The sequence below is a fragment of the Bacillus sp. UNC438CL73TsuS30 genome (genome assembly GCF_000482325.1).
Taxonomy (GTDB): domain Bacteria; phylum Bacillota; class Bacilli; order Bacillales; family Cytobacillaceae; genus Neobacillus.
Genome location: NZ_KI535295.1, coordinates 489,637 through 509,022, shown reverse-complemented (window position 1 = coordinate 509,022; position 19,386 = coordinate 489,637). Strand labels below are relative to the sequence as shown.

The following is a 19,386-nucleotide window of genomic DNA, read 5'->3' as shown; positions in this document are numbered from 1 at the left end:
TTTATCCCCTCCTTCCTTCATCAGCTACATTTAACTTATCTGATAATTCATTCAACATCACAGCAATATCATATGTTTGTTTATTTTTGTTAAAAAGTTTTTTCTCTAAAAAATCAAATTTTGTTATATTCATTGTTTTTTCTGTTTCTCCATCTAATTTATCTATATAGTGTTGTAGGATCATCCGCAAAGCTTCCTCCGGATCTTCCACAAGAAAAACCGGAAAGTGGTTCGGAGTATAGCGCGGCAGCTGTTTTTCTTTATCCCAAATGGCAGCGATTGCCCCATTGGCAAGTGCCTCTTTTAGTTCACCTGATTCTTCACTGAGTGGTACAAAAATCCCTTTCGGCTGAATTGCTGCTGATTGGTCCGTTACCGTATAAAAAGTAAGAGCGGGATCATGTGCTCCCCGAAATTCATGAATGAAATTGGCAACATCACTATAAACTAAATACATCTCCTATCTCCCCTTGAGTGCATCTTGAGCTACAAGCCGGTCATCAAAATCATATACCTTGCTACCAATAATTTGATAGGTTTCATGACCTTTACCGGCAATAAGAATTACATCGCCTTCAGATGCACGTTCAACTGCTGCTGCAATTGCCATTTTTCTGTCGGGTATAACTTCAAAGCTTAACCCTTGTACTCCTGAAACCATATCATTAAGGATGGCCATTGGATCCTCACTTCTTGGATTATCTGACGTAAATATCGGGTCTGTTGCAAATTTGCAGGCAATTTGAGCCATCAGTGGTCTTTTCGTACGGTCTCGGTCACCCCCGCAGCCAACAACGACAAATATTTTTTTCTGGGCGAATTGCCGGACTGTCTTCAAAACATTTTCCAAGCTGTCCGGTGTATGCGCATAATCAACGATAATTGTAAAGTTTTGACCTTTATCAACTAGTTCAAATCTTCCTGCCACTCCTTTAATACTTTGAATTGACTGGATAATTTGCGTTATGGGCACGGCTGAAACGATTGAAGCTGAAACGCTTGCTAACACATTATACACATTGAATTTCCCTAAGAGCTGCATTTTAACCGGATATCTTTCCTTTTTAATGATTAATTCGAAGCTTGTGCCAAAGGACTTCATTTGAATATTTTCCGCCCGGATATCCGCATGATTGTTAATCCCGTATGTAATGACATGCGCAGCCGTAGATTTTTCAAATAATACCGAAGCAGGTTCATCTGCATTCAAAATGGCAAATTTCGGTTTGCTTTTTTCAAAGGTATTTCCGAGCTGGGAAAATAGCAAGCATTTTGCCCGATGGTAATCCTCCATGGTTTTATGATAATCAAGATGATCCTGGGATAAATTCGTAAACACCGCAACATCATAATCACAGCCATGGACCCTTCCCATATCTAAAGCATGGGAAGAAACCTCCATTACCGCTAGTTCAACATCGGCCTTGACCATTTGCTGAAAGTTTTTTTGCAATGTCAGGCTATCAGGGGTCGTATTTTTGGTTTCGATTGTCCTATCACCAATTTTTGTATACATCGTTCCAATCAAGCCAGTTTTCTTCCCCGCATCTGCAAAAATCTTTTCAATTAAATGACTAGTGGTGGTTTTCCCGTTCGTTCCGGTAATGCCAATTAAGTGCATTTTTTTCGATGGCTGCCCGTAATAGGCATCGGCAAGGACTGCCATAGCACGATGAGTATCCTTTACTAAAATAACCGGTACATCAAGCGGAAGTGTTTTTTCGGCAAGAACAGCGGCTGCACCATTCATAACAGCGGCTTGTGCATAATCATGACCATCCACTGTGTAGCCTTTAATACAAATAAATAAACTTCCCTTTTGCACCTTTCGGCTATCATTTTCAATCGATGAAATTTCCGGATTGGCGCCCGAATAAGGGACTAATGAATGCAAAAATTCAAGTAGATTTTGTAGCTTCATGTTCTCTCAAATCCTCTCATGACCAGGAAGTACATGGCTGACTAATTTGAAGAAGGTTAAAATATTCTACTTCGATTATTCCAGCTCCAGTGCCCAGCCCTTAAGGTTGCTTTTAGGACTAACCAGGCGCATCAGCTTTTCTTATTTTACATGAAAATAAAACCAAATTCCATTCTACCATTAATTGCAGCGGAAAAATAGGCGGCAGAATACATATTCCAGCCGCCTACCCCATTACTTTTAATTCTATTCACCATTGCCAAAATAAAGTCTAATTTTCGAACCCTCTTTTAATTTTGTTCCCGGTGCAGGGGATTGCCTTACCACTGTATCACCTTCACCACTTGCATCAATTTTCAAATTGATCATCTGTTCGCCAATCTCACTTTTTGTCAATCCAACCAGGTCAGGCAGTTCAATGACCGGGACATCATCCCAAGCCTTTTTCTTTTCAATTTGGTTTTTACGTGGCTCAACCCCCATGGCACGCAAACTATCCTTCATGATATTTCCAACAATTGGCGCTGTTACCTGACCCCCGAATTGAACAACTCCCTTTGGATTATCGACAGCTACATAAACAACTAGCTGTGGGTCATCCGCTGGCGCAAACCCAATAAAGGAAACAATATGATTATTTTCTAGATAACGTCCATTTTGTGCTTTTTGGGCCGTCCCTGTCTTACCGCCAATTCGATAAGAGTCAACAAATGCTTTACCGCCAGTCCCCTGAGCAACAACACTTTCAAGTGCATTGCGAACCTTTTTAGACGTTGCCTCAGAAATCACTCTTCGTTTTGCTACGGGTGAATTTCTCATAACTACTTCATTTGTTAAAGGATCATCAATCTCTTTCGCAATATACGGTTTATACAAAATTCCTCCGTTTATAGCCGCCGCAACCGCTGTAACCTGTTGAATGGGGGTAACTGATACCCCTTGGCCAAATGCCGTAGTCGCTAATTCAACTGGACCGACCCGATTTAAATTAAATAAAATCCCTGTACCTTCTCCTTGTAAATCAATTCCTGTCTTTTGGCCAAATCCGAAATCCTTTATATATTTAAACAGGGTATCTTTACCTAAACGTTCTCCTAATTCTACGAATCCAGGGTTACATGAATTTTGTACAACCTGTAAAAATGTTTCACTGCCATGCCCCCCGCGCTTCCAGCATCTAAGCCTCGCCCCAGCAACGGTAACATATCCAGGATCGTGAAATTGATCCTTCTCTAAATTCACCTTTCCCTCTTCTAATGCAGCAGCAAGAGTAATAATCTTAAAGGTAGAACCAGGCTCATAGGTTGACCATACTGGGAGATTCCGGTTGTAAACTTCCTGCGAAACATTTCTAAAATTAGAAGGATTAAATGTAGGGCGGCTGGACATTGCTAAAATTTCTCCATTATTAGGGTTCATAGCAATGGCTATGATTCCGTCTGGATTATACTTAGCCTCGGCAATATCTAACTCCCTTTCCACAATGGTTTGGATCTTCGTATCAATGGTTAATTTTAAATTCAGACCATTTTTAGGCGGTTCATAATCATCCGCCATATCGTTCATCCGCTGTCCCTTTGCGTTTGCATAAAACTTTACGGAACCCCGGTCCCCGCTAAGTTCCTTATCATAATACTTTTCAAGACCCATCAGGCCCTGGTTGTCCACTCCGGCAAAACCGAGAACATGGGAAAGATAGCTTCCATATGGGTAATGGCGTTTAGAATCCTCACCAATATAGATTCCATCAAGACCTAATGCCCTTATTTCTTTGGCCTTTTCATGGGAAATTTTCCTTCCTTCTTTGATTCTGACAATCGATTGTCCCTGGGTAATTTCTTTATATGCCTTTTCCTTAGTTATATTTAGCACGGAGGCAAGTTTTTCAGCCGTTTCCGCTGGGTTTTTAATTTGTCTTGGAACAACCCAAACCGTTGGAGCACTGACATTTGTTGCAAGCGGGACCCCATTTCGGTCGACAATCTCTCCACGCTCAGGCTCAAAGGGTATATTTCGGCTCCACGAATCTTTGGCTTTTCCTGTAAGCATATCACCAAGAACAAACTGTACATACCCAAGCCGGACATCGATAATTAAAAAGATAAGTATTCCAACGAAAAGTGCAATCATTAACCGTTTACGGACAGTTACATTTGAAACACGCATACTTTGAACGAGCCTCCTCTTTAGTGGTCGTTCCATTTATATGCTTGTACATAAAAAATTAGACCGTTAAGAAAAAAGAAAACTCCCCCTTTAAATGAAAGGAGAGAGTTTTCTTTAATCGCTAATATTTTGATCAGGATTTTTTTCTTGACTGGCATCCTCTGTGTTTATTGACTGCTGCTCAGGAGTTTGCAATTGTACAATCAAATTATCTCCCTTTTTTAACGTAGCTCCGGGACTAATATTCTGCTTCACTACATACCCGCTGCCTGCAACGTTAAACTTCAAATTCGCTATTTTTGCAATCTGCATAACATCACGGAGTGACCAGCCTTTCATATCAGGAGCAAACATCTTACCTTTCGTACCTAATAAAACCTTTTCTCCTTCGAGAATGGTGGTTCCAGCCTTTGGAAGCTGAGTGGTTACATCCGGACCTTTTCCAAGCACAATCGGACTAAATCCTTGATTATTTAAATTTTTTACAGTTTCAGTTATTGCATCACCAGTTAAATTTCCAAGCTTAATCGAACTAGGCCTTTGAAGTTTCGATGGACGGATATTTAAGTATTGCAAACTATTTTTCATTACCGGTTTAAAAATCTCTGAAACAGGGCGTGAGCCAAATTCATAGTTGTCTATTTGCGGCTGTTGCACTGCAACATAAACAATTAATTTCGGATCATTTTTTGGCGCCATTCCGAGAAAAGAGAAAATATAATTCTGTGAACCTGTTAAATATCCCCCGCCATTTGGGTTTGGGATATTCGCTGTTCCGGTTTTACCAGCGACGCTATAACCATCAATTTTGTAGCGCCCTCCTGTCCCATTTTTTGAAGTAACAACTGTTTCAAGATAATTACGAACAGTTTTTGCGGTTTCAGCAGTTATTGGTGTGGATACCACTTCAGGTTTGTTTTCTTTAATCGTTTTTCCGGTATCGTGATTGACAATTTTCTCTACTACATGAGGTTTCATCATTTTACCATCATTAGCAATCGATGTTGCTGCCTGAATTTGCTCAATTGGTGTTATCGCTGTACCTTGCCCGAAGGCTGTTGTTACTTTTTCGATTGGGTAATTATACTGAATTTTTCCTGATGCTTCATTGGGAAGATCAATTCCGGTCGGCCGGTCAAATCCGAATTTACTTAAGTACTCTCGGAATTTCTCAAAGCCTAATTTTTCATGAGCTATTTTTGCGAAGGCAACATTCGATGAACGCTGCAAACCTTCTAAAAAGGAGATGGTTCCCCAGCCTGAATAATTATGATCATGTATCGCCGGTGACCTTGGAGAAACCTGATAGGATCCTGATTTATACAATTCATTCGGGTTGAAAACCCCTTCATTCACAGCTGCGGCAAGCGTGAAAATCTTCATGGTCGAACCAGGTACATATGAAGTTTCAATGGCTTCATTATGCCAGCTGTCCGTAATGCCTTCTTTTGTTTTCGGGTCAAAAGACGGACGTTGCCCCATCGCTAAAATATCACCTGTTTTCGGATCTGCTACAATCGCAATAATTTTTTTCGGATTATATTCCTTTGCCACCTTATTCATAGCATCTTCTAAAAATGTTTGGATTTTCTGATCAATTGTTAAATAAACATCATCACCATCCTTTGCCGGGGTGATGTTTTTCTTTTTATCCGGAAGTATATAGCCCCATAAGTCACTTTCGTAATTTATTTTTCCATTTGAGCCTGTTAGGTAATTATTTAGAGATTTCTCAATTCCCATTTGTCCTACGATTTTATTATCTTTTTTTTCATCAGGGTCAGCATATCCTACTAAATGAGAGGCAAATATCCCGTTTGGATAGAAACGCTTCATTTGTGGGATAAAGGTAATACCCGGAAGCTTTAAAGCCTCAATTTTCCTTTTCGTTTCAATCGAGATATCTTTTCCGGCAGAGCCAAATTGAACCTCAAACAATTTTTTTGTTAATCTACTATAAATCTCAGACTCATCCATATCAATATATTTGGCCAATTCTTCTGCAGTTTTTTGCGGATCCTTAACATGCATTGGATGTTTCGGGTCCGTCGTCATCTTTTTACTTAAAATGGCAAGAAGTGTATATGAAGCGGTGTCTTCTGCGACAACTTCTCCGTTTCGATCATAAATAATCCCTCTGGAGGCTTCAAGTGTACCGACCCTTGTATATTTTTTCTGCGCCTTTGCTGCAAGCGGCTGACCGGCAGCTTCCCCGGATATTTCGATTGAAAAATATCGGAAAAGCAATATAAAAAAGAGCAGGCCGAATATTCCAAATAAACAGGCTGCTCCAACATTCATATAGGGCTGTTTCTTAATCATTTTTGCACAACCTTGACGTTATTTTCGTTTAAAACGAGTCCCATTTCCTTTGCTTTTTCATAAATACGTTCATACGTACTTAGTTCGCTAACTTGTACTTTTAAGTCATTGTTTACTTTCTTTTGCTTCTCAATTGAGTTTGTAGTTTCTTGAATCGATTTATTCACCTGCCAAATTTGCGACTGGTTCGAAATCATATGAACAGCACCAAAACAAACCATACCGGCAAACGCAATCCCGAGTACTTTTTCCCCGGGTGTAAGCCAGGACTTCTTAACTTTTACTTTTAGTTTTTCTTGAACGGTTTCAGTCACTTGTTGTTGCTCTTGATATTTCCTGGCAAGATTACTCAAATTTTTTCCCCTCCAGCAATTTTTTATATTTTTTCTGCAATACGAAGCTTCGCAGATCGGGCACGATTGTTTTGTTCGAGTTCTTCTTCAGAAGGAAGAATAGGTTTTCGAGAGATTAATTTTAACGTTGGTTTGTATTGTTCTGGAATAATCGGTAAACCATGGGGTAAGTCAGGGGCAACGCTAGCTTTTTTAAATGCCGCCTTACAAATTCGATCCTCTAACGAGTGGAAGGTAATCACACTGATTCTTCCTCCCGGATTTAAAATATCCATTGCTTGGTTTAATGATTGTTCAAAAACGGATAATTCGTCGTTTACTGCAATTCTTATCGCCTGAAAAACCCTCTTGGCTGGATGTCCGCCTTTTCTTCGGGCGGGTGCAGGGATTGCGTCCTTTATTAATTCAACCAATTCCGCTGTTGTCTCAATTGGTCTGGATTCTCGTGCTGCTTCAATTTTCCTAGCAATTTGCTTAGAAAATTTCTCTTCACCATAGCGAAAAAAGATTCGGACTAAATCTTCATATTCCCAGTGATTAACGACATCATAGGCCGAAGTGTGTGCTTCACGATCCATTCTCATATCTAATGGAGCATCATGATGATAGCTGAATCCTCTTTCCGGTGTGTCTAACTGTGGGGATGATACCCCTAAATCATAAAGAACACCATCAACTTTCCTAATGCCTAAGGCTTGGAGCTCATCCTTTAAATATAAGAAATTGCTTTTAATAATCGTCAATTTTTCAAGATTAGACGATAACTTTTCTTTGGCATTGGCAATTGCCACTTCATCCTGATCAAAGGCAAATAATTTTCCCTCTGCCCCTAATTTCGAAAGAATGAGCGCACTATGTCCCGCTCCGCCTAATGTACAGTCAACGTAAATCCCATCCGGTTTAATATTTAAGCCTTCTACCGCTTCGTTTAATAACACAGTTGTATGTTCAAACATTTTCCAATTCTCCTTATCGAATCAAACGATATATAATAAGTTATGTTTATATAACTTTTCCATTATATATCAAAGCCAATCATATTTTCTGCAATCTCAGCAAAAGAATCCTCAGATTGCACAAAATAGTCTTCCCAAATCTGCTTGCTCCAGATTTCAATTCGATTGGAAACACCTAAGACAACACATTCTTTTTCTAATTTTGCATATTGAAGCAATGGGGCAGGTATATTAATCCTTCCTTGCTTGTCCAACTCGCTTTCAGTTGCACCTGAGAAGAAAAATCGAGTAAAAGCACGGGCATCTTTCTTAGTTAGTGGTAAACCTTTAAGTTTTTCTTCTATCACTTTCCACTCTGTTAATGGGTAACCAAACAAACATTGATCCAAACCCCTCGTGATAATGAACATTTCACCAAGATCATCACGGAATTTGGAGGGCACGATGATACGGCCTTTATTATCGATGCTGTGATGGTATTCACCCATGAACATACCCGCTACCCCCACTTTCTATATAAAATGTACCACATTCCCCCACTTTCCTCCACTTATTTTTACTATTCGTTCCAAAGATTTAAAATCCCTTTAAAACTTGTAATTTTTCTCAAAAAAAAGAAACTTCACAAAACGGGAAGTTTCTACATTTTAATTATTTTATGCCGTCCATCAAACTCAAAGCTTAATTGCATTACATCATTGATGAGATTAAGCCCATATTGATTTAAATAATAAAACACATTCCATGTTCTCTCCTGCGGGAACCCGTCAGGTCTTAATGAAAGATCAACACGTCCATATTTCCTTAGGATGACATCGTGTTTTAATCTTACCGAATCATCTAGTTTCTTTTGCATAAATTCAATTTCTTCTACAAGTTTTTTCTCATTTTTCTTTAATAATGGCAAAAGTCCTTTATCAAGCTGGGCAGTCTTCGCCTCAATCAGCCGGTATTGCGAAGCCAATTGTTCCTTTGTTGCTAAGAAGATTTCTTCAGCTTCTTTATCTTTGATTGAGTCAAGAAACAATTCTTTGTCGGTTGTTGTCCCCTTGGTTAAAACAGTAGACAAAGCTACATTTAGTTCATTCATGTCCGTTTCAACAGAGCGGTCAAGCAGAGTAATATTCAGCCTTGGCACAATCGGGGGCATTTTCATATTAAATAATTCAAAAACAAGCTTCAGTTCTGCCCAATAAGAAATTTCCCCCGGGCCAGCAATGAATGCAATCGTTGGGAAAAGTAATTCCTGCATTAAAGGTCTTGTTACCACATTATTGCTCAACCTGCCGGGATCTTTTGCTGCAATCTCCACTAATTCTTCTTTTGTAAAGGAGATGACTCCACTTTTCCCCACAAACCGGTCTATTTCTAAATTGTATTCCAGAAGAATTCGTTCGTTCATTCTTTCATCGTAATAAAAAAGATTCGCAGCCTGATCGTGAGCTTCAATCGTTATCGGGTAACCCTTTTGACTAATCAGATCCTGCTGTTTTAGCAAAGAATAAGTAATCGAGTTATGATGAATAATTTGTTCTGTCAAAAATTCTTTTTGAATCTGGCGGAAAAACCGGTCACCTGAATCAACAATTAACAAGCCGTAATCTTTAAACATTTCCATAACAATGTTTGCAAAAAAGTCTACAAACGTATCCGATTTGCTTATTTGCTCTTCAGCAAATGCAATAAGACGATTGGTATGAATGGTTTCACCAAAGTTTTCAATCACATTTCGTACCCATGCAAGACATAAATCTTTATCCAAGTGAATATCAGAAACCATTTTCTTTTGAAAAACTTTCTCTGGATAAATCCATTTATCCATTCGGTTTTCTACCGGAACAAAAACGTGATTTACTTCCTGAAAATCATGATCCTCACCGGCAATCCAAAAAACAGGAATAACAGGTACACCAAGCTGTCTCTCTTTTTGCTCAGCTAATTTAATGATGGAAATAACTTTATGTATCGAATAAAGTGGTCCCGTTAGTATTCCTGCCTGCTGCCCGCCAATGACAACTACACTTTTAGGATTTAACAGTTTTTCTAGTGAATTTTCCACTGCCTTTGAAGAGGGGTATTTCTTCATAAACTCTCTAATATGTGCAGTTAATTCTGCGCGTGGGAAGCTTCGATTTTTCAACTCCGTTAATCGATCCTGATCGTCGGATATTTGATTATAACGATAGTGGAAAAATGATTGTATATCAGCTGCCTGCTCCAAATAATTAGAAGCAAATTGGTTTACAGCCGGCAAAGAGAGATTTAAAATCTCCATTTATGTACATCCTTTCTAATCAACCATATTCATTCCTTAAGAGTATAGCATTAACCACTCTTTTTCAAAAAAAACTTTGCTTATAAAATTTATTGAAAACAAAATTTTTTATGAAAAAAAGGTAAAAGTCAGGGCCCGATGAATCAAGCCATAAAATGTAAGAGCCATGTAAACAAGGAAAAAGAGTATAAAATTGCACCTCCAAAATCCCTTCAACACTTTACCGAATAAAATTTCACCTTTTATTTTCCAATGAACCAACGCAAAAGTCATTGCAATTAGAATTAACACTATTATTATTAACCAGATTAGCGATTTTCCCCAAATGGTTACGATTAAAAAATGAACAGCAATAATAAATAAGAAGGTCGTAAAATCTAATGCCTTATGGACAGATTTTCGTTTATTCTTTGTGATCATCCTAACTATAATATAAGCCGCGACAAATCCTAGTGGCGGTAAAACGAAAAGGACTGATAAAACAGTTGAAATAAACGTAATCATTTCAAACCACCTTTTCCAAGCTCTTTCCCCTTTAAAAGGAGATAAAAACTTTCAATTAAAGGAACCTTTTTGAACTCCTCATTTGCCTTTTCCGATAAGAAGCCTAAAATTGCTTCCACTTCAGTTTTTCGATTTGCTTCAATATCCTTTAGCATAGACGAACGATTTTCGGCTGTTTTATGACAAATATCAATTATTTTCTTCAAATGAATATCAGGGTTGTCTATATTTAATAGAATTGAGATTTCATTAAATAAATGAACAACATTTTTAAAATAATATTCATTTTTAATTAATTCACCATTTTTCACCCCAAGGATCGCTGTTAATGGATTTATAACCGAATTGACAATTAATTTATTCACTAGCATCTTGTAAAAATCTTCGTTCATCACGATTGGAAATTCACTAGGTCCAGCTTCGATTAATGCTGTTAACACATAAGTATCGCCGCGAAAGACAGCAACATTCGTTACGCCTTCTCCATTATGACTGACAGTAAAAGCATTTTCCCTGTATGCACCATGTTCAACTGACCCGACAAAAATCTGTGTTCCCCTTAATGTTTCTAAATGCTTTAAATGACCCATTCCATTTTGTAAAAATAACAAGTTTTTTGGAGTTATTGATAGTCTATTTATAGTTTTAATAATCTCTTCTAGATGGTAGGATTTTACCGTAATAATGATAAGATCTTCCGTTCCTTCCCATTTACTTAATGGTAAAGCACGGACCAAGGCTTGAGTACTTTTCGTGTTCTTTTTTAAAATAATTCCGTTTTTTTCAATTTCCATTGCTTGTTCCTCTGTTCGTGTATAAAGTGTAACCTTAAAAACACGACTCAAATAAGATGCAAATAATAGGCCAAGTGACCCTGCACCAATAATTCCAATTTCCAAGGATATCCCTCATTTTTTCACTTTTCTATTATTTTATCAAAAGGTTTTTCACTTGGTAAGAAAAATCCCTTTTCATCAAAAGTGAAAAGGGACTTTGTCCTGTCTAGCTCCAGCGCCTTGGGGCTCTATGTCATAAGCCCCTTGAGCAAGGCGCTTCCGCATTTCTATTTAGACTGGATACACCGGATGTTTCCGAACGCTGAATGTTAATTCTTTTGTCTCGTAATAATCAAAACGCTGAACTAATACATCCCGCAATTCCTTCGGAGCAACAATTTCATCCACAATTAACTCCGAGGCAAGCTTATAGATATCAATACTTTCTTTATATTCTTTGTGCTTTTCCTGAACAAAAGTGATTTTCTCTTTTGGATGGGCAATTTCTTTTATTTTATTTGAATAAACTGCATTTACAGCTGCTTCCGGACCCATTACAGCAATTTGTGCCGATGGTAAAGCAATACAGCAATCTGGCTCAAATGCAGGACCAGCCATCGCATAAAGTCCGGCACCATATGCTTTCCTCACAATGACAGAAATTTTAGGAACAGTTGCCGAGCTCATTGCGGCAATTAATTTAGCCCCATGGCGGATAATTCCGGCCCTCTCTACTTTTGTTCCAATCATGAAACCTGGGACATCAGCAAGGAACAATAAGGGAATATGGAAGGCATCACATAGTTGAATGAATTTTGCTGCTTTATCAGCAGAATCAACAAACAGTACGCCCCCTTTTACCTTTGGCTGATTGGCGATAATTCCAACTGCTCTGCCGTCGATTCGCGCCAGACCCGTGATAAGCTCCGCTGCAAACAGCTTTTTAATCTCATAAAAACTTCCCTCATCCACTAAGCGGTCAATACATTGGTACATATCAAACGGGGCATTTTGATTTTCCGGAATAATCTCTTCTAGTTCACGGCCTTCCTTTGGTGCAATTCCAGCAATTAACTGTGTCTTTTCTTTAAAGTTTGCCGGAAAATATCCGATATATTTTTTTGCTGATTCTATCGCTTCTTCCTCACTAAAGGCAAGAACATCGCCACAGCCGCTTACCGAACAATGCATCCGGGCTCCGCCCATTTCTTCGAGGCTTACCTTCTCACCGATTACCTTTTCCGCCATGCGCGGCGAACCAAGATACATGGAAGCATTTTGATCCACCATAATAACAATATCGCAAAATGCCGGTATATAGGCTCCTCCTGCCGCTGAAGGCCCAAAAAGAATACAAACCTGCGGAACCATACCGGAGAGCTTTACTTGATTATGAAAAATCCTTCCGGCGCCGCGGCGATTTGGAAACATCTCTAACTGGTCGGTGATTCTCGCACCAGCAGAGTCAACTAAATATAGTAATGGAACCTTTAATTTTTCAGCGGTTTCTTGAATACGAATGATTTTTTCAACCGTACGGGCTCCCCAAGATCCAGCTTTAATCGTTGAATCATTTCCCATAACACAAACAGTTTGGCCGTTTATCTTTCCAATCGCACAAACCACCCCATCGGCCGGTAGATCTCCCGCTTGGAAATTAGCAAATTTCCCGTCTTCCTCATATATTCCTTCATCGAATAATAACGCAAGCCTCTCACGTACAAACAACTTGTTTTTTTCTTTTAGCTTCTCGTGATATTTTTTCAGCCCGCCAGCCTCAATTTTTTTACGATTTTCGGTCAATCGTTTATTCAACGTATTGGGTGTTTCCATTGTTCTCCCCCCTTATCAACTGCTATTCAATTACTAGTAAAACATCGTCTTCATTAACAAAATCACCAATGCTCACTTTACATTCTCTAACAATTCCTTCTGTGGGACTTTCAATCGGGATTTCCATTTTCATTGATTCGAGCATTAAAACCTCCTGCCCCAATTTCACAATTTCACCGTTTGAAACAAAAATATTTAAAATCGTACCAGCCATAGAAGCAGTAATTTCTCTCATACTCATTCTCTCCTTAGTTTATTAATTGTTTTGTTAAGAAATTAGTTGTGTAGTTACCCTTTTTAAAATCTTCCCCTCTAACGCGATTTCAGATTGAACTTTCGGAAGCTTTTCTCCCTTTGCAATCAGAATTTGCCACTTAACAAGGTCATGTCCAGTGATTTCTTCTGTCACAGGATGTTCTACCTGAATTCTCGTATTCATTTCTAAAAAGTAGAAGTTTTCTTGTTCATCTACTATGAATTCAATTGTCCCCGCATTAGTGTAGTCAACAGCTTTTGCTGCTTTAACAGCCGTATCATACATTTTTTCACGGACTCCGTTGGAAAGGAATGGAGACGGAGATTCTTCTACCACCTTTTGGTGTCTTCTTTGAATCGAACAACCCCTTTCATATAAATGAACGATATTTCCATGTATGTCACCAAAAACTTGTATTTCAATGTGTCTTGCGTTTGCAATATATTTTTCGATAAAAACCTCATCTAAGCCAAAATAAGCCATTGCTCTCGACTTTGTCGATGCATAGGCTTTACCGAGCGCTTGCTCATTTTCACATAACACCATTCCGATTCCCCCTCCTCCGCTGCTTTCAGCATTATGGGGTATCCAATTGTTGCAGCTAAGGAGCAGGCTTCTTCAAGTGTCTTTAATCCATGAGCGCTTCCCGGAACCACGGGAACACCAGCGTTTCCCATTGTTTGCCGAGAAACAATTTTATCCCCCATTAGCTCGAGGGTTTTCGGTTCGGGACCAATAAAAATGATTCCTTCCTCAATTGTTCTCAAGGCAAATCCGCTATTTTCGGATAAAAATCCATATCCAGGATGAATGGCATCCACCTTTTCCTCTTTGGCAATAGCTAAAATTTTTTCAACTTGCAGATAGGATTTAGTAACTGGAGGCTCACCAACATACACTGCCTTAGATGCGGCTTTAACATAGGGCATTTCCTTATCGGCATCTGAATAAATAGCAACTGTTTCAATCCCCATCTCATGGCAGGTTTTAATAATCCGAAGCGCAATCTCTCCCCTGTTGGCTATTAAAATTTTTTGCACATGATTACCCCTTTCTAAACCCCTTTAGTCCCTCCATAAGTATATGTTTCTACAACCTTCACGAAATTTCCTGCAAACTTTGAAAACGCTTCCTGAGGTTTTAATGGAGGAAATTTTTATAATTTTGTTATATAATAAATGTAGTAGTTCGGTTTGAATAATTCAAAAAATTATCTCATATCCATGTTATTCAGTATCACTTGAAGATATACGGATGATGTATCCAATCACTTTCTTTTTAGGGGGTTCCATTATGGGGTCAAAAGTTGAAAAATTAAAAATCAATTTTAAAACACTTGAAGAATTTAAAAAGTTTAAGCAATATGGAATTCAAGAGCTTTCTATGCTAGAAGATTTAGAAGCAAATATGGTGGAAGATCACAGTGATTCACCTTTTTATGGTATTTATTTTGGAGACAAACTAGTAGCAAGAATGAGTTTATACCAAATTGACGCGAAATTTGACCGCTATTTCTATCCGCCACAAAATTATTTAGAGCTTTGGAAGCTAGAAGTACTGCCTGACTATCAAGGTAAAGGCTACGGCAAGCAGCTTGTAGAATTTGCAAAAAGTTTTGGTCTACCTATTAAAACAAATCCTAGAGTTCATTCAAGTGAATTTTGGAATAAGATGGATTTTGATGCTGTTGAGTATGATATGGAACGTGACCGCGGTGAAAATCCACTTGTATGGTATCCTGCAGGTGTAGAAGCACAGCATTAAAATAAAAAAGCGGACATAAAGTCCGCTTTTTTATTTTTCCACTCTTTCAAGATTCCCGTTTTTATCCATTTGGAATTTTACCTTTTGCTGACGGTCTTCCTCCTGAAGAACAACCATTTTTCTTGCTCTTTCCATGATTTCAATCAATGATCGATAATCTTCCTCAATCGCTTTTAAGTTTTTACTCAGTTTTTCATTTTCCGCTGCCAGATAGAAGATTTTCTTTTCTAATTCTTTTATTTTTTCAACTGACTTTTCTCGATCCTCTTCAATGGTGGAGCTAACCTCTGCTTTCCTATGAAGTCCCTCTAAAAAATGGATAACGGTTTGAAAACTAACAGATTCACCACTGGATATGGATGAGGCGGCTTCCACCATAACCTCGACGCCATTTTTTTCTTCCTCCATTTGAGGTAATTGTTTTTTCATTTCCTTTCTTTGTTTTTTTGCAAGTTCAATTCCTGACTTGTATTGCTTCCTAACGAAAGAATTCCAGCGAAAACCACAGGCTGCTGAAGTTCTGGACAGTTGTTTTCCTACTTCCTCAAAAGCCTGCAGCTGCGTTCCTCCCTCACGGATATGTCTTAAAACAACTTCGGCAAGCAATAAATCTTCATCTTGTGACCATGCATCTTGGCGAGTTGGCGACATTCAGATCCCTCCTAGTGTTTTTATTCATACATATGCATCTACTAGAAAAGATAGACTGAAACAACACCTGTTTTCGGTTTAATTGTTTGTTTTTTTATTCATAAACATTTTGACATATTGATGGTGGGATTCACTCTCCCAAAGGCGGGCACAATTTCGGACTTCCCTCTCTATTCTATCTTGCAGTTTCGTTTCATCCCACCTTCTAGTCCATATCTGTTTATAGGATTGCAGTACACCTTTGTCCTTAAATAAGAGATTTTCCAAGTATGTTTCACATTCTTTTATAGGGTCAGTCTCATAAAGGGCGTCAATCAAACCTATCTCATTTAATCTTTCGACCTTATGAACCTCAGCATCCATTAACAGCTTCATGTAAAGGGGATTTGGCAGCTTTTCTGCCAAAATCGTTCCCCCTCCCCAGCCAGTTGTAATGGATTGCTTTCCTTGAATAAAACCAGCTTTTATTCCCTTCCGTGCTAGACGAAAGTCGCAGGCAATGGCAATCTCACATCCGCCACCAACTGTATGTCCGTTCATGAGGGCAATAGTAGGAATGGGTAATGTTAACAGCGAATAAAGAATTTTGGACATTTTTGAGAGCATTGAATAGGCTTCTTCTTCGGTTTCAAGCAAGTGAAAGACAGATAGGTCCCCTCCAGAACAAAAGGCATTTTCTCCTTCTCCCGTAATAACCAAGGCCAAAACATCAGGGTCAGCTGCATGATGAATCGCTTTCGAAAGCCCTTCCATAACATTATAATCTACTGCATTTCTTTTATTGCCTCTTGTGATGGTAAACAATAAATAGCCCTTTTCTGATTTTTCAATGGTATAAGCCATAATCCTTTCTCCCTTCAATATGAAATATGTATGGATTGCTCTTGTAAAATTACTCATTGATTATCGCACGAATCACTTAGTTCGGAAATCAACATTCCCCTTTAAACGACAAAAGCACAAGGGCTTTATGCTCCTTGTGCTTTTTATCTCAATGAAATTAGTCGTTCACAACGTCTTTTCCTTTGTATGTTCCGCAAGCTTTACACACGCGGTGAGTAAGTTTCATTTCACCACAGTTTGGGCAACTTACCATACCAGGTACGTTTAATTTAAAATGAGTACGACGCTTTCTCTTTGCAGTTTTAGAAGTTCTTCTAAAAGGTACAGCCATTCTTCCCACCTCCTTAAAGAGTTTAAAGAAAGTCATGAAGACGAATAACTTAAAGTCTTCACGTTGCTCCATGTTTTGCCGATTATGATTCGGAAGAATTGTCATTGTCAAAAAACTTAGCAAGTCCAGCTAGTCTTGGATCAATTTTTTTCGATTGATCCTCTTCATGAATCACTTCCCAATCCTTACCCGATTGTGGTGCAGCATCTTCATGTGTGACATCTTCGCAAAAAACCTGCATCGGAATCTCAAGTAAAAGAATTTCTCTAATGACTGGCATTAAATCAATACAATCCCCTTTTACTTGATGCACTTCCTCTTCCATTTCGTAATTCGAAGTTTGTAAGAGGAAAGTTTCAGATGTTTCGACATTAATTGGAAGCTTCACATCCACTAAAGTACGAGAACAAGGAAGTATTAAATAACCTTTGATTTTTAAATGAAAGGTCACTTTCGTTGAATCAATATCTCCCCTGCCGGTAATATGCATTGGAGATACCTCTCGGATCGTAGGATCATCTTGTTTAATCTCATCAACCCGAATCGTTTCATCAATCGGAAAATCCTTGTTTCGATATTTTTGTAATTGGCTTAATGTCCATTTCAATTGAATCACCCCAAGGCAACAAAGGTAATTATAGCCTTCGATTAAATTTTTGTCAATGTTTTTTCTTTACACCTAGGAAGGTGATTTCATCAAACTATATTCCTTTAAAAAGCAATTACTTATAAGTGTATCCACTTGCACTTTTTACAAACATTTATATTGTCTAATTGCCTATTGGGTAGGGGGATAAGCTCTACCTAATATAAATTGTCATAGAGTATATCGTAAACTAGAAAGAGGGTGATGTAAATATGTATTTTGCACAACAACCTTATCGAACTGTTCCCATTGGTACAAGTTACTATGGCGGATTCCCTTACTTAGGGGCGGGAATGCCCTATGGACCGTGGGGAACGGGTATGCCATATTATCACATGGGTTACCCTGGATATTATTATGGATTTCACCACAACGGACATGATTGGAATGGAAATGGCTGGAATGGACAGGATTGGAACGGGTATGAATGGAATGGGCATGAATGGGATGATCACAACTAAAATGGAAAGGACATTATATCATGAGGGAATACAAAGCTATTCCCTTCCGTTTTCGTTATAATATATACATAAATTTTTAAAAAACAGGAGGAAGATAGCATTGAAAGCTGTTGGCGTAATTGTCGAATATAATCCCTTTCATAATGGACATGCTTTCCACGTCCAGGCAGCAAGAGAAACCTCGAATGCTGATATTGTGATTGCAGTAATGAGCGGAAACTTTCTGCAAAGAGGGGAACCTGCACTAGTTTCCAAGTGGTACCGAACGAAAATGGCTTTATTGGGGGGAGTAGACCTCGTATTTGAGCTTCCATATCAATTTGCTACTCAAAATGCAGAGTTTTTTGCTGATGGGGCTATTTCTATATTAGATGGGGTGCATTGTGAATCTTTTTGTTTTGGAAGTGAAAGCGGTGACATTTCCTCCTTTTTAAAAACCTTTGACTTTTTGGAAGAGCATCAAGAAATCTTTGATGAGAATGTAAGAAGACATATTAAATCGGGTGTCAGCTATCCAAAAGCATTATCGCTTTCGTTTCAGGATTTTACTGAAACAGAAGGTTTATTAAACCTAACAAAGCCTAATAACATCCTGGGATTTCAGTATATAAAATCTATAAAAAAAATGAATAGTAAAATAAAACCGCTAACCATTGCCCGAAAGAATGCAAATTACCATGATGAGCATTTTGCTTCTGAAACGATTGCGAGTGCAACAAGTATACGTAAAGCCCTTTTTTCAACTGATGATAGAACATTTACCATTGACCAATATATCCCTGACCCGACGACTGAATTATTAAAGGAGTATTACAATCATTATAGGGGATTTCACCAATGGGAAAATTATTGGAGCTATCTACAATTTAGACTGATTCAATGCACCCCGGAAGAGCTTAGGAATATTTATGAGGTTGAAGAAGGAATTGAAAATCGGCTCAAAGCTGCTGCCTTAACCGCAGGCAGTTTTCAGGAATTCATGGAAAAAATCAAAACTAAGCGTTATACCTGGACAAGACTGCAACGAATTTGCGTACATATTTTAACGAATGCAGTAAAAGAAGAAATGAGCAAACCTGAAGGTGCAAACTATTTAAGATTATTAGGGATGACCCAAAAAGGAAAAACATACTTAAACAAAGTGAAATCCGAGCTTAAACTCCCGCTCGTTTCAAAACTATCTTCCTATAAACAAAAAGAAATTATGCTTGATATCAAAGCAGCACAAATCTATGCATTTGGCATCCCTTTGGACCTAAGAAATGAATTTATCCAGCAAGAATATAAACAAACTCCAATCATAGTAAAGTAAAAGACGGTGCTATGCA

The 19,386-nt window shown here is 38.4% G+C and carries 19 protein-coding genes and 1 pseudogene; 3 read left to right on the top strand and 17 right to left on the bottom strand.

The features are described 5' to 3' along the window. Position 1 precedes the first annotated feature (1 nt). The 13 genes and pseudogenes from M028_RS30245 to M028_RS30240 all read right to left on the bottom strand — a co-directional run. Positions 2-457 (bottom strand): hypothetical protein, encoded by a 456-nt coding sequence (locus M028_RS30245; RefSeq protein ID WP_051591076.1) that lies wholly within the window; start codon positions 455-457, stop codon positions 2-4. Positions 458-460: 3 nt separating this feature from the next. Then, positions 461-1,921, bottom strand: coding sequence for a UDP-N-acetylmuramoyl-L-alanyl-D-glutamate--2,6-diaminopimelate ligase (locus M028_RS0116270; RefSeq protein ID WP_026574791.1), 1,461 nt, complete (start codon positions 1,919-1,921; stop codon positions 461-463). Between the two features lie 246 nt (positions 1,922-2,167). Next, on the bottom strand, positions 2,168-4,087 hold the full coding sequence (locus M028_RS0116260; protein WP_026574790.1) for a stage V sporulation protein D: 1,920 nt from the start codon (positions 4,085-4,087) through the stop codon (positions 2,168-2,170). A 114-nt stretch (positions 4,088-4,201) separates the two neighbouring features. Further along, positions 4,202-6,409: a penicillin-binding protein gene (locus M028_RS0116255; protein ID WP_026574789.1), complete on the bottom strand. Its 2,208-nt coding sequence runs from the start codon at positions 6,407-6,409 to the stop codon at positions 4,202-4,204. Further along, on the bottom strand, positions 6,406-6,762 hold the full coding sequence (gene ftsL, locus M028_RS0116250) for a cell division protein FtsL (protein ID WP_026574788.1): 357 nt from the start codon (positions 6,760-6,762) through the stop codon (positions 6,406-6,408). Before ftsL ends, M028_RS0116255 begins: the two co-directional genes overlap by 4 nt. A gap of 23 nt (positions 6,763-6,785) precedes the next feature. Continuing rightward, positions 6,786-7,718, bottom strand: coding sequence for a 16S rRNA (cytosine(1402)-N(4))-methyltransferase RsmH (gene rsmH, locus M028_RS0116245; protein WP_026574787.1), 933 nt, complete (start codon positions 7,716-7,718; stop codon positions 6,786-6,788). Positions 7,719-7,780: 62 nt separating this feature from the next. Then, the gene (gene mraZ / locus M028_RS0116240; RefSeq protein WP_026574786.1) at positions 7,781-8,212 is read right to left on the bottom strand and encodes a division/cell wall cluster transcriptional repressor MraZ; all 432 of its coding nucleotides are present in this window, start codon (positions 8,210-8,212) and stop codon (positions 7,781-7,783) included. Positions 8,213-8,358: 146 nt separating this feature from the next. After that, positions 8,359-9,993 carry a bacillithiol biosynthesis cysteine-adding enzyme BshC gene (gene bshC, locus M028_RS0116235; protein WP_026574785.1) on the bottom strand — a complete coding sequence of 545 codons (1,635 nt, stop codon included), beginning with the start codon at positions 9,991-9,993 and terminating at the stop codon, positions 8,359-8,361. A gap of 108 nt (positions 9,994-10,101) precedes the next feature. Beyond that, on the bottom strand, positions 10,102-10,497 hold the full coding sequence (locus tag M028_RS0116230) for a DUF3397 domain-containing protein (RefSeq protein WP_026574784.1): 396 nt from the start codon (positions 10,495-10,497) through the stop codon (positions 10,102-10,104). Then, entirely contained in the window at positions 10,494-11,396 is a 903-nt protein-coding gene (locus tag M028_RS0116225) for a 2-dehydropantoate 2-reductase (RefSeq protein ID WP_026574783.1), read from the bottom strand. Before M028_RS0116225 ends, M028_RS0116230 begins: the two co-directional genes overlap by 4 nt. A 168-nt stretch (positions 11,397-11,564) precedes the next feature. Further along, on the bottom strand, positions 11,565-13,106 hold the full coding sequence (locus tag M028_RS0116220; protein ID WP_026574782.1) for an acyl-CoA carboxylase subunit beta: 1,542 nt from the start codon (positions 13,104-13,106) through the stop codon (positions 11,565-11,567). A 22-nt stretch (positions 13,107-13,128) separates the two neighbouring features. After that, positions 13,129-13,341 (bottom strand): biotin/lipoyl-containing protein, encoded by a 213-nt coding sequence (locus tag M028_RS0116215; protein ID WP_026574781.1) that lies wholly within the window; start codon positions 13,339-13,341, stop codon positions 13,129-13,131. Positions 13,342-13,413: 72 nt separating this feature from the next. Continuing rightward, a pseudogene (locus tag M028_RS30240) lies at positions 13,414-14,402 on the bottom strand (acetyl-CoA carboxylase biotin carboxylase subunit); the annotation flags it as partial. A 253-nt stretch (positions 14,403-14,655) separates the two neighbouring features. On the opposite strand from M028_RS30240, the gene M028_RS0116205 reads away from it, so the two are divergent. Further along, the gene (locus tag M028_RS0116205; protein ID WP_026574780.1) at positions 14,656-15,126 is read left to right on the top strand and encodes an N-acetyltransferase; all 471 of its coding nucleotides are present in this window, start codon (positions 14,656-14,658) and stop codon (positions 15,124-15,126) included. 30 nt (positions 15,127-15,156) lie between these two features. Here the strand turns inward: M028_RS0116205 and M028_RS0116200 are convergent, their stop codons facing one another. The 4 genes from M028_RS0116200 to M028_RS0116185 all read right to left on the bottom strand — a co-directional run bounded on the left by M028_RS0116200 (position 15,157) and on the right by M028_RS0116185 (position 17,558). Next, positions 15,157-15,777 carry an RsfA family transcriptional regulator gene (locus tag M028_RS0116200; RefSeq protein ID WP_026574779.1) on the bottom strand — a complete coding sequence of 207 codons (621 nt, stop codon included), beginning with the start codon at positions 15,775-15,777 and terminating at the stop codon, positions 15,157-15,159. Between the two features lie 78 nt (positions 15,778-15,855). Further along, the gene (locus M028_RS0116195; RefSeq protein ID WP_026574778.1) at positions 15,856-16,620 is read right to left on the bottom strand and encodes an enoyl-CoA hydratase/isomerase family protein; all 765 of its coding nucleotides are present in this window, start codon (positions 16,618-16,620) and stop codon (positions 15,856-15,858) included. A 157-nt stretch (positions 16,621-16,777) separates the two neighbouring features. Further along, a complete protein-coding gene (gene rpmF, locus M028_RS0116190) occupies positions 16,778-16,951 on the bottom strand; it encodes a 50S ribosomal protein L32 (protein ID WP_026574777.1) in 174 nt (57 codons plus the stop codon). 82 nt (positions 16,952-17,033) lie between these two features. Beyond that, positions 17,034-17,558, bottom strand: coding sequence for a YceD family protein (locus M028_RS0116185; protein ID WP_026574776.1), 525 nt, complete (start codon positions 17,556-17,558; stop codon positions 17,034-17,036). 251 nt (positions 17,559-17,809) lie between these two features. Here M028_RS0116185 and M028_RS32885 point away from each other — a divergent pair, with 251 nt between their 5' ends. Together M028_RS32885 and M028_RS0116175 are read left to right on the top strand one after the other, a co-directional pair. Beyond that, positions 17,810-18,058, top strand: a complete 249-nt coding sequence (locus tag M028_RS32885) for a hypothetical protein (RefSeq protein WP_155925634.1) — start codon at positions 17,810-17,812, stop codon at positions 18,056-18,058. Positions 18,059-18,158: 100 nt separating this feature from the next. Continuing rightward, positions 18,159-19,370: a nucleotidyltransferase gene (locus tag M028_RS0116175; RefSeq protein WP_026574774.1), complete on the top strand. Its 1,212-nt coding sequence runs from the start codon at positions 18,159-18,161 to the stop codon at positions 19,368-19,370. The last annotated feature ends 16 nt before the right edge of the window (positions 19,371-19,386 follow it).